10 protein-coding genes are annotated in these 11,642 nt (G+C 30.1%); 7 read left to right on the forward strand and 3 right to left on the reverse strand.

All coding sequences use genetic code 11. The features are described from left to right. Positions 1 to 40: 40 nt before the first annotated feature. From lysA to H0I27_RS09790, 5 genes are all read left to right on the forward strand, one after another. Positions 41 to 1,270, forward strand: a complete 1,230-nt coding sequence (gene lysA / locus H0I27_RS09770; protein WP_218730530.1) for a diaminopimelate decarboxylase — start codon at positions 41 to 43, stop codon at positions 1,268 to 1,270. Positions 1,271 to 1,365: 95 nt separating this feature from the next. After that, entirely contained in the window at positions 1,366 to 1,977 is a 612-nt protein-coding gene (locus H0I27_RS09775) for a fumarylacetoacetate hydrolase family protein (protein ID WP_218730531.1), read from the forward strand. A gap of 13 nt (positions 1,978 to 1,990) precedes the next feature. Further along, entirely contained in the window at positions 1,991 to 2,503 is a 513-nt protein-coding gene (locus H0I27_RS09780) for a GNAT family N-acetyltransferase (protein ID WP_218733848.1), read from the forward strand. Between the two features lie 132 nt (positions 2,504 to 2,635). Continuing rightward, complete coding sequence (locus H0I27_RS09785) at positions 2,636 to 4,759, forward strand: Tex family protein (RefSeq protein WP_218730532.1); 2,124 nt, start codon at positions 2,636 to 2,638, stop codon at positions 4,757 to 4,759. A 24-nt stretch (positions 4,760 to 4,783) separates the two neighbouring features. Continuing rightward, positions 4,784 to 4,930: a hypothetical protein gene (locus tag H0I27_RS09790; RefSeq protein WP_218730533.1), complete on the forward strand. Its 147-nt coding sequence runs from the start codon at positions 4,784 to 4,786 to the stop codon at positions 4,928 to 4,930. Positions 4,931 to 5,142: 212 nt separating this feature from the next. Here H0I27_RS09790 and H0I27_RS09795 read toward each other — a convergent pair whose 3' ends face one another. Continuing rightward, positions 5,143 to 5,325, reverse strand: coding sequence for a hypothetical protein (locus H0I27_RS09795; protein ID WP_218730534.1), 183 nt, complete (start codon positions 5,323 to 5,325; stop codon positions 5,143 to 5,145). 191 nt (positions 5,326 to 5,516) lie between these two features. On the opposite strand from H0I27_RS09795, the gene H0I27_RS09800 reads away from it, so the two are divergent. Further along, a complete protein-coding gene (locus tag H0I27_RS09800) occupies positions 5,517 to 7,889 on the forward strand; it encodes a type IA DNA topoisomerase (RefSeq protein WP_218730535.1) in 2,373 nt (790 codons plus the stop codon). A 59-nt stretch (positions 7,890 to 7,948) separates the two neighbouring features. Here the strand turns inward: H0I27_RS09800 and H0I27_RS09805 are convergent, their stop codons facing one another. Then, positions 7,949 to 9,745: a long-chain fatty acid--CoA ligase gene (locus H0I27_RS09805; RefSeq protein WP_218730536.1), complete on the reverse strand. Its 1,797-nt coding sequence runs from the start codon at positions 9,743 to 9,745 to the stop codon at positions 7,949 to 7,951. Positions 9,746 to 9,997: 252 nt separating this feature from the next. On the opposite strand from H0I27_RS09805, the gene H0I27_RS09810 reads away from it, so the two are divergent. Continuing rightward, positions 9,998 to 10,924, forward strand: a complete 927-nt coding sequence (locus H0I27_RS09810; RefSeq protein ID WP_218730537.1) for a sterol desaturase family protein — start codon at positions 9,998 to 10,000, stop codon at positions 10,922 to 10,924. 202 nt (positions 10,925 to 11,126) lie between these two features. Here H0I27_RS09810 and H0I27_RS09815 read toward each other — a convergent pair whose 3' ends face one another. Continuing rightward, positions 11,127 to 11,597: a DUF6495 family protein gene (locus H0I27_RS09815; protein WP_218730538.1), complete on the reverse strand. Its 471-nt coding sequence runs from the start codon at positions 11,595 to 11,597 to the stop codon at positions 11,127 to 11,129. Positions 11,598 to 11,642: the final 45 nt, after the last annotated feature.

Raw genomic sequence — 11,642 nt, forward strand, 5'->3', positions numbered from 1 at the left:
AATTTTATTACTTTTGACGTCTGATATAAAATAAAACAAAGTGAAAAACGCACAATTAATTAAGTTAGCAAATACATACGGAAGTCCGTTATATGTTTACGATACAGATAAAATAGAATCTCAATACAATAGATTAACAAATGCTTTTAGTAGTGTTAAAAGTTTAAAGTTAAATTATGCTGTAAAAGCACTTTCTAATATTAATATATTAAAGTTCTTTAAAGACTTAGGTTCTGGTTTAGATACTGTTTCATTTCAAGAAGTACAATTGTGTTTAACTACAGGAATTGAGCCTCACGATATTATTTATACACCAAACGGTGTTTCTTTATCAGAAATTGAACAAGTTGCTAAATTAGGTGTTCAAATTAATATTGACAACCTTTCTATTTTAGAGCAATTCGGACAAAAACACCCAGATATTCCTGTTTGTGTACGTATCAACCCACATATTATGGCGGGTGGAAATTCTAAAATTTCAGTGGGTCATATCGATTCTAAATTCGGAATTTCGATTCACCAAGTACCTCATATTAAACGTGTGGTAGAAAATACGGGAATGAACATCAACGGAATTCACATGCACACTGGTTCTGATATTTTAGATATCGATACTTTTTTACGTGCTTCTGATATTTTATTTGATGTAGCTAAACAATTCGAAAACATCGATTTTATCGATTTTGGAAGTGGATTTAAAGTTCCTTATAAAGAAGGAGATATTTCTACAGATATAGAGCAATTAGGTTTGCAATTATCAGAAAGATTCAATGAATTTTGTGCAAATTATGGGAAAGACATTACTTTAATGTTTGAACCTGGTAAATTTTTAGTTTCTGAAGCAGGTTCTTTTTTAGCGAAAGTAAATGTTGTTAAACAGACAACTTCTACCGTTTTTGCACATGTAGATTCTGGTTTCAATCACTTGGTAAGACCAATGATGTACGATTCTTACCACCACATTACCAATATTTCTAACCCAAAAGGAAGAGATCGTTATTACTCAGTAGTAGGTTATATTTGTGAAACGGATACGTTTGCATCAAATAGAAGAATTGCAGAAATTTCTGAAGAAGATGTATTATGTTTCCACAATGCGGGTGCATATTGTTTCTCAATGGCGTCTAACTACAATTCTCGTTATATTCCTGCAGAAGTTATGGTGCATAAAGGAAAAGATTACCTTATTAGAAAAAGACAAACTATTCAAGATATTTTACACAACCAAGTTGTAGTAGATTTTTCTAAAACAGAAAAAGTAGAAGCTTAGAAAAGCTTTTAAACAAGTTATAAATCCATCAGAAAATATATTTTTTGGTGGATTTTTTTATTAAATTTACCTTCTACATTTAAAACAAATTTAAAATGAAAATATTAGGAATTGGAAGCAACTACGTTACCGACTTAAAAGATATCGAAGACAAAAAGAAAGGTAAAAAATTTATCTTTTCTAAGCCAGAAAGTAGTTTGGCTGTTAATTGTGATGTGGAATACCCAAGTAGCATAACAAACGAATTAATTTACGAAGTTGAACTTGTTGTTAAAATTGGTAAAGAAGGAAAAAACATTGCTAAAGAAGACGCTAATTCTTACATTTCTGAAATTGCTGTTGGTATCGATTATACGGCAACAGATATTTTAAAAGATGCCAGAGAAACAAAACATCCTTGGGATTTTGCAAAGGGTTTTGATGGCGCTGCACCAATTTCTAGTTTTAAACCCGTTGCTGATTATAATTTAGCAGATATCGATTTCGATTTAAAAATTAATGGAGAAGAAAAACAAAAAAGTAATACGGCTTATATGATTAACGATTTTGCTGATATTATTGTGTTTATATCAAAGTACATGACGTTACAACCTGGAGATTTAATTTTTACAGGAACACCTGCACTTGGTAAAGGAGAAATCTTTAAAGGAGATCAATTACAATGTTCTGTAAACGGAGAATTGTTGTTAGATTTTAAAATGATATAATTTATTTTTTTTGATGAAAATTAGACTTTCTAAAATTGAAGACGTTTCAGAAATTATGATTATTATTAACGATGCCAAAGAACTTTTAGCATCTTTACATATTGATCAATGGCAAAACGGATATCCAAATACAGCACAAATAGAAAATGATATTCTAAAAGGCGAAAGTTACGTTGTTATTAATGATGAAAATCAAGTAATGGCAACCTCTATGTTTACTACAAACCCAGAACCAACCTATAAAATTATTGATGGAAATTGGATTATTGATGAAACAGAAGTATACGGAGTTATTCATAGAATGGCGATTAAAAAAGAATTTAGAAAATTAGGTTTAGCTACTTTTCTATTTGATGAATTTCATCAACAATTAAAAGATAAAAAAGTAAAAAGTTTAAAGATAGATACACATGAAGAAAATATCGGAATGCAATCTTTAATCAAAAAATTAGGTTACACTTATTGCGGAATTATTTATACCAATTATAACGCTAAGAGATTAGCTTTTGAGAAAGTAATTTCATAATGTCTATTCGAGTGCAGTCGAGAACTTTTTAACCTTTTCACTACGCTCAAGGAGACAAAAATCTATTATATTAGCAACCTCATAAATTCATTTTTATGAGGTTTATTTTTTCTGATAAAATTCAAATAAAAAATGCAAATCCTTCAATATATAATTCAGCAAACACAACTTTCTTCTAAATCTGTAGAAAACACTATTTCATTATTAAATGAAGATGCTACAATTCCTTTTATATCTAGATATAGAAAGGAAATGACTGGTAATTTAGACGAAGTAGAAATAGGAGAAATCGTTAAATTTAAAGAAGTCTTTGAGATTTTAGAAAAGCGAAAAAAAGCCATTTTAAAGGCATTAGAAGAACAAAGTGTTTTAACATCAGAATTAGAACAAAAAGTAACTACTTCTAAAGATTTAATTGCTTTAGAAGATTTGTATTTACCTTTTAAGAAAAAGCGTAAAACAAAAGCAGAAACGGCACGTATACAAGGTTTAGAACCGTTGGCAAAAATGATCATGAGTCAGCGTGTAAACGACTTAGAACATACTGCATCTAAATACACATCCAAGGAAGTTGCAACTATTGATAATGCACTTGAAGGAGCACGATTTATTATTGCAGAATGGATTAATGAGCGCACAGATATCAGAAATAATATTAGACGCGAATTAGAACGTTATGCTACAATTTCATCTAAGGTAATAAAAACAAAGTCTGAAGATGAAAAGGCGCAAAAATTTAAAGATTACTTTGATTGGAGCGAATCTTTAAGTAGAATTCCATCACACCGTTTTTTAGCAATTTTAAGAGCAGAAAATGAAGGTTTTATCCGTGTTAAAATAGAGATTGATACAGAAAGAGCCATTCAAAAAATGGAAGAACGAATTATTCGTACGCAAAACGAATGCACTCCACAAATAGAGCTCGCTATAAAAGATGCTTATAAACGCTTATTGTATCCATCTTTATCTAACGAAAGATTATCATTAGCAAAAGAAAATGCAGATGAAGATGCTATAACCGTATTTTCTAAAAACTTAAAGCAATTACTTTTAGGTGCTCCTTTAGGCGAAAAAAGAATCTTAGCAATCGATCCTGGATTTAGATCTGGTTGTAAAATTGTATGTTTAAATGAGCAAGGAGATTTAGAGCATAATGAAACTATTTTTCCGCATGCACCACAAAATCAAACCATTGAATCCATCAAAAAAATAAATTCTTTAGCAGAAGCGCATAAAATTGAAGCTATTGCTATTGGAAACGGGACTGCATCAAGAGAAACGGAGCAATTAGTAAAGAAAATTGAATTTAAACATCCGGTCGATGTATTTGTAGTAAGTGAAGCTGGAGCGTCTATATACTCCGCTTCTAAAATTGCAAGAGATGAATTCCCTAATTTTGACGTTACTGTTCGTGGTTCTGTTTCCATCGGAAGACGTTTGCAAGATCCATTGGCTGAATTGGTTAAGATTGATGCAAAATCAATTGGGGTTGGACAATATCAACATGATGTAGATCAAACAAAACTAAAAAAATCTCTTGATACAACCGTAGAAAGTTGTGTAAATACCATTGGTGTAAACATTAATACTGCAAGCGAATCTTTGTTGAGTTATGTTTCTGGAATTGGACCTAAATTGGCCGAAAACATTGTAAATCATAGAAATGAAAATGGTTCTTTTACTTCTAGAAATGCCATTAAAAAAGTACCTCGTTTAGGAGGAAAAGCATACGAACAAGCTGCTGGTTTTTTACGAATTAAAAAAGGAAAAAATCCGTTAGATGATTCTGGCGTGCATCCAGAAAGTTATGCTTTGGTTGATAAAATGGCTAAAGATAATAACATAAAAGTTTCAGAGTTTATTGGTAACAAAGAATTAATTCAGAAAATAAACCTGAAAAATTATATTACAGAAACTATTGGTTTACCTACTCTAGAAGATATTATTAAAGAATTAGAAAAACCAGGTTTGGACCCAAGAGAAAAAGCGAAAGTATTTTCTTTTGATAAAAACATTAAAACGATTGCCGATTTAAGAATAGGGCAACTCTTACCAGGAATTGTAAATAATATTACCAATTTTGGCTGTTTTGTAGATGTTGGAATCAAAGAAAGTGGCTTAATTCACGTTTCTAATTTATCGGATACGTTTGTAAAAGATGTAAATGCAATTGTAAACCTACAACAACAAATTATTGCTAAAGTAATAGAGGTTGATGTTGCGAGAAAACGAATTCAATTGGCTTTAGTAAAGTAAAATAATAATTCTTATATTTATAAAATGAGCAATAAAACAGAAAAAAATGATCTTTGGGATGACTTAACGGATTCTCAAAAGAATGAGATACAACAAGAAGTTAATGAATCTAACAAAAAGAAAAAAACAACTTGGGACGATGTTAAAAAAGAACTCTCAAAATTGAAGTAATAAATTTCCTTCGAATTTTAAAAAAAGTATTTTTTCCTAATTTTAAGGTAAAAATCATTGTTCTTATTCCTCCGAAATTATTGTGCATTTTTAGAAATTGATATAGCGAAAAAACGAATTCAATTGGCTTTGGTGAAGTAAAATCGTGCTTAAAAAATAAAATAATAGAGAATATAGAATTAAGAAAAAAACTATATTCTCTATTAAAGTACTTACCTAAGGTCTACCCTATTATCAGATTTAGTTTCTATAAATAGTTTATCCTCCATTTCAACAAAGCAACTGTTAGTTACTTTATCGTTCTCGAAAAATAGATAAATAACACCTTTTTCAACTCTTAATACTTTTGTGAAGTCATTTAACTCAAAAACTTCATGCAATTTTAAATTTAACATAATTTATCAGAAAGATATTTTAATATTTAAGAACCATTTCTAAAATACGCTTCTTTCTATATTTATATACACATAATATTATAAATGAAAATTTAGAATGCTATCTTCAATTTTAATTTTCTATTTTCTTTCAAAAAAACGAATCAGTATTCTTAATAATTTTCTTAATTTCGAATTCACAAAAAACACAAATGAAAGTCTGTATTGCCGAAAAACCATCTGTAGCAAGAGAAATTGCTAATATTCTAGGAGCCAACACAAAACGTGATGGTTACTATGAAGGAAACGGTTATGCGGTAACATATACATTCGGACATCTATGTACACTTTTAGAACCTAAAGATTACAAACCGCATTGGAAAAGTTGGGATTTGAATAATTTACCAATGCTTCCAGAACGTTTTGATACCAAAGTTACAGGCGATGCAGGAATTAGGAAACAATACAATATTGTAAAAGCTTTATTTGATAAAGCAACGGTTGTCATCAATTGTGGGGATGCCGGGACAGAAGGAGAATTAATTCAGCGTTGGGTAATTAATCAGGCTGGTTATAAAGGAAAAGTTCAGCGTTTATGGATTTCATCCTTAACAGAAGAAGCTATAAAAGAAGGTTTTAAAAACTTAAAGCCTGCAGAGAAATATGATAATTTATATTATGCAGGATATTCTAGAGCTATTGGAGATTGGCTTTTAGGCTTAAATGCAACGCGTTTGTATACCGTAAAGTTTGGTGGATTCAAACAAGTATTATCTGTTGGTAGAGTGCAAACTCCTACCCTAGCGATGTTGGTTAATCGTTTTTTTGAAATTAGAGATTTTAAACCACAACCTTATTGGGAATTACAAACAAAATACAGAAATACACTTTTTAATTATGAAGATGGTCGTTTTCTAAAACAAGAAGATGGTGAAGTTTTAGCGAATAAAGTAAAAGAATCTGACTTTGAAATTGTTTCTGTAACCAAAAAGAAAGGAAAAGAATATGCTCCTAAACTTTTTGATTTAACAGGCTTACAAGTATATTGTAATAATAAATTTGGCTTTTCTGCGGATGAAACTTTAAAAATGGTTCAGAAGCTATATGAGATGAAAGTTGTTACCTACCCAAGAGTTGATACCACTTTTTTACCAAATGACGTATATCCTAAAATTGGCGGAATTTTATCTAAGTTAACAAACTATAGTGCATTAACACAACCTCTTTTAGGTAGTAAAATAAAGAAATCAAAACGTGTTTTTGATGATAAAAAAGTAACCGATCACCATGCTATTATTCCTACAGGAATCCAAGGGAATTTGCAATACAATCAGCAACAGGTGTACGATATTATTACCCGTAGGTTTATTGGTGTTTTTTATCCAGATTCAGATGTTTCTAATACCTCTGTAATTGGTAAAGCTGCAGAAGTACCTTTTAAAACAACCGGAAAAGAAATTTTAACCAAAGGTTGGCGCGTTGCTTTTGAAACCGAAGAAAGCAAAATTAAGAAAGAATTAAACGAGCAAATGACCTTGCCTTCTTTTGTAAAAGGAGAAAAAGGAGCTCATGAACCTTCGTTTTTAGAGAAGGAAACAAAACCACCAAGAAATTTTACAGAAGCTAGTTTATTACGTGCCATGGAAACCGCAGGTAAACAAGTAGATGATGAAAATTTACGTGAATTAATGAAAGAAAATGGAATTGGAAGACCTTCTACAAGAGCAAGTATTATAGAGACTTTATTCCGAAGAAAATATATTGAACGTAAGAAAAAATTGGTTTTACCAACACAAACAGGAATTGATTTAATTAATATTATTGACAACGAATTATTGAAATCTGCGGAGTTAACAGGACGTTGGGAAAAACGTTTAAAAGAAATTGAACGAGGAGAATTCAATGCAGGAACTTTTATTAATAACATGAAAAAAATGGTAGATCAATTGGTCTATGAGGTTCGTTCTAACACTACTAAAAAACGAATTACTTCTACTCCACCTGTCAGTTCGAATGCAGTTGAGAGCTCTTCTAAATCAAAGAGTAAAAAATCAACAAAAAAACAAGTAGCAGGAAAAACTTGCCCGAAATGTAAAAAAGGACAACTCTTAAAAGGTTCTTCTGCCTTTGGGTGTTCTGAATATAAAAACAATTGTAATTTAAAAATTCCTTTTGAAATTTACGGAAAAAAGGTTTCTGAAAATCAATTAATACGATTGGTTGATAAAGGTTGCACAACCAATTTAAAAGGTTTTAAAACAGATGCAGGTGCTATTGAAGGATTAATACGTTTTGATGATGACTTTAAATTGAAATTAGAACCCAAACAAAACGTCAATGCGAGTGAAACGAAGCAATCTGTTAATAATAATGAGATTACTTCGTCGAAAACTCCTCGTAATGACAATGATAAAATTACGTGTCCAAAATGTAAGCAAGGAACAATTTTAAAAGGAAAAACGGCGTATGGTTGTTCTAATTATAAAAATGGATGTGATTTCGTTTTCTCCTTTGAAAACATCAAAAAAATAGCCAACGGAAAACCATTGACTAAAGATTTGGTTATAAAAATTATAAGTGCTTAAATTTTTAACGATTTGTAATCTCGAAATGCCCTTTATACAGCCAATAAGTAAAACACTACTTACTCAGCATACATTTTATCAATAAGTGCTTTATATTTTTTATAAATTACTTTACGTTTTAATTTTAAAGTTGCTGTAATTTCTCCGGCTTCAATACTAAACTCTTTCGGTAATAAAGTAAATTTCTTAATTTTTTCAAACTTAGAAAACTCTTTTTGTAATTCTTCAAAACGTTTTTCTAACATCGTTTTAATTTGATTGTTAGCAATCAAATCTTCTATATCTTTAAAACTAATTTTATGCTCTTCAGCATATTTTTTAATATTCTCGAAACTTGGTACAGCCAAAGCCGTAACATACTTTTGTTGATCACCTATTACTGCAATTTGCTCAATAAAAGAATCACTTACTAAAGCCATTTCAAGTTTTTGAGGTGCAATATATTTACCTCCAGAAGTTTTCATTAAATCTTTAATCCTATCAGTAATTACTAAGTTTCCTAATTCATCAATTTTTCCTGCATCGCCTGTTTTAAACCAACCATTATCAAAAACTTCAGCAGTAGCTTCCGGTTTTTTATAATATCCTTTCATAACACCAGGGCCTTTTACCAAAACTTCATCATTAGCATCAATTTTAATTTCAGTTCCAGAAATTGGCTTACCTGCAGAATTAAATTCAAAAAACTGATTTCCGAATAACGTAACGGTAGCAGTTGTTTCTGTTAAACCATATCCACATTTTATATTTAATGCAAAAGAATGAAAAAACGAAACCATGTCTGGCACTAAAGGTGCTCCGCCACAAGGCATAAATTTTATATTTCCACCAAAGACATCACGTAATTTACTAAGCACCAATTTATCTGCTATTTTATATTTTAGCTGTAATATAGCTGGTACTTTTTTATCAAGACGCTGATACTTGTTATGGTATTTATTTCCAACCCCTAATGCCCAACTTGCTAATTTCATTTTAGTAGGTGAAGCTTCTTTTCTTTTTTCTTGAATAGCAGCAAAAATTTTCTCAAAGATTCTAGGAACCGTACACATTAATGTTGGTTTTACTTCTTTTAAAACATCTGCTATTTTTTTAGGGTCTTGATTAAAATAAACCTGAATTCCTTGTTGTAGACAGAAAAACACCCAACTACGTTCATAAATATGACTTAATGGTAAAAAACTTAAAGAAACATCATTTTCATCCACATCTAATTCTGCTTCATGTGCTTTTAATGAGGATGCAAAATTATTATGATCTAACATTACACCTTTAGGTTCTCCTGTTGTACCAGAAGTATAAATAATACTTGCTAAATCATCTAATTTAGAATCTAAATGACGCTTTTCTAAAACTGTTTCAATGCTTTTTGGAAATTCTGCATTTATAAAATCAGTAAAATAAACAGCGTTTTTATGACCTCTTAAATCTACAGTACTTGTTAAGGCTACTATTAATTTTAGATATTTATTATTTTCAGATATTAATTCTACTTTATCAAATTCTTCTTGATCACCAACAAACAACACACTAATTTCTGCATCATTTACAACGTATTCAACTTCCTTTTGAGAGTTCGTTGCATAAATAGGAATCGTTACGGCTCTTACCCCCATAATCCCTAAATCTGCTATAATCCACTCGGTCATATTTTGAGCAAAAACACCAATATTGTCCTGTTCTTTAATTCCGAAATTGATTAAAGCTTTAGAAACTTGTTGAATTTGAAAATAAAAAGAATCCCAAGAAATACCTTTCCAATTTTTTGAAGCTTCATCTTTATAAAAAACAGCTTCTTTAGTTGTAAATCGACTAGTGTTATCTTTAATTACTTTTAGTAAATGTTTATAATTCATCTTTCGATTATTTTAAAATAAGGATTTTATAACCATCAAATTTACGAATATTTCAATGACTTGTACATATATTAATGTTAATGAAATACAAAACCAGTTTATAATTTCATTTTTTTTATTAAATTTTTACAGATTAAAAATTAATATTTTCCTTTTTAAACTTTTTATTATATTTTTAACAATAACTAATGATAAAACCTATAGCTGTTTCCATATTTTACCTTAGTTTTATCAAAAATTTTAAAAAAGTAAATGGATTTTACAAACCCACTAGTATATGGTGTACCATGTTTCTTAGCACTTATTTTAGTCGAATTAACATATAGTAAGCACAATAAAAAAGAAGAAAAGAAGAAAATTTATAAATGGAAAGATTTAGCGGCTAGCCTTACCATGGGTATTGGTTCTGCTATTCTAGCTCCTTTAACAAAAACAATCGCGGCAATTGTACTTTTTAGTTTTGTCTATGAAATATTCAACCCTTTAGTTGATGGAGTTCGTACAAATATTATGGGGTACGAATCTTTTGGTTATGCTTGGTATATTTGGCTTATTTGTCAGGTATTAGACGATTTTAGTTATTATTGGTTTCACAGACAAAATCATAATGTTCGTTTTTTATGGGCGGCACATATTGTACACCATTCTTCCGACAACTTTAATTTAGGAACTGCCGTTAGAAACGGATGGTTTACCATTCTTTACAAACCTTTCTTTTATGTTTGGATTGTTGCTATTGGTTTTCCTCCAGAAATGTTAGTAGTTTGTTTAGGTATAGAGGCTTTGTGGCAATTTCAATTACATACCGTTTACATTGGTAAATTAGGCTTCTTAGATAAAATATTAAATACGCATACCATGCACCAAGTGCATCATGCTCAAAATTTTGAGTATATGGATAAAAATCATGGTGGATTTTTAAACACTTTTGATAAAATGTTTGGTACTTTTAAAGAATTCGACGAAAATATTGACATCAAATATGGAGTTACGCATCCACCAAATTCTTATAATCCATTTGTTATTCTAACACATGAATATAAAGATATTTGGAATGATATGAAAAAATCTAAAAACTGGTATCATAAATTTATGTATGCATTTGCCGCACCAGGTTGGAGTCATGATGGAAGCACACTAACCATTAAACAAGCCCGTAAGGCTTTACAAGAAGAATAATATTTGTTTAAAAAGTAAAACTTTTCAACTAAAAAAAAAAGGAATCTCAAAATAAATTTGAGATTCCTTTTTTAGTTAAATCAGTTAATAGGCAATTAAACTTAGCCCTAACTAAAACATCATACTTTTTGAGGCACGAAAAAGATGCCGTCTTTCTACTTCGCTCAAGATAAATTCCAAAGAGGAAATAGCTTCTATAAAACTAAGAAGTTATTTGACTAAAAAACTCAAAAATCTCTCCTTTAGAAATAGAACTTCCTTTTTCTATTAAATCGAAAATTTCGCTATTTCGGTCCTCTTTATTATAAGGTTTTGTGCCTTTAAAAATCTCTACAGAATTATCCATAGGGTTTTGCATCAACCATTCAAATCCTTTTTGTTCTAATAAATTAATATCCCAAGTAACTTTAATAGCAATTCTATGTATTTCTTCTGCATCACACTTAAACAGGTTTACAGAGGTTTTAGAAAAATGTTCTACGTAATTTGTTTTTGTTAGCACATTATCCCAAACAACATCAGAAAAAACATTCATCTCCTCTTCTGCAACTTCTGGTGTTTCTTCTTTTATTTGATTCCATTCTTTAACGTCTATACTTTGGGTTGCTAAAAAACGGGCAAAATCTTCGTGTAAGCTTTCGAATTGTTCTTTGGTAAGTTGTCTATATTTCATAATTTATGGTAAAAAAAAACCGCCCAATTATGGGCGGTTCAAATA

Origin of the sequence: Polaribacter sp. HaHaR_3_91 (genome assembly GCF_019278525.1) — a bacterium.
Classification (GTDB): Bacteria; Bacteroidota; Bacteroidia; order Flavobacteriales; family Flavobacteriaceae; genus Polaribacter.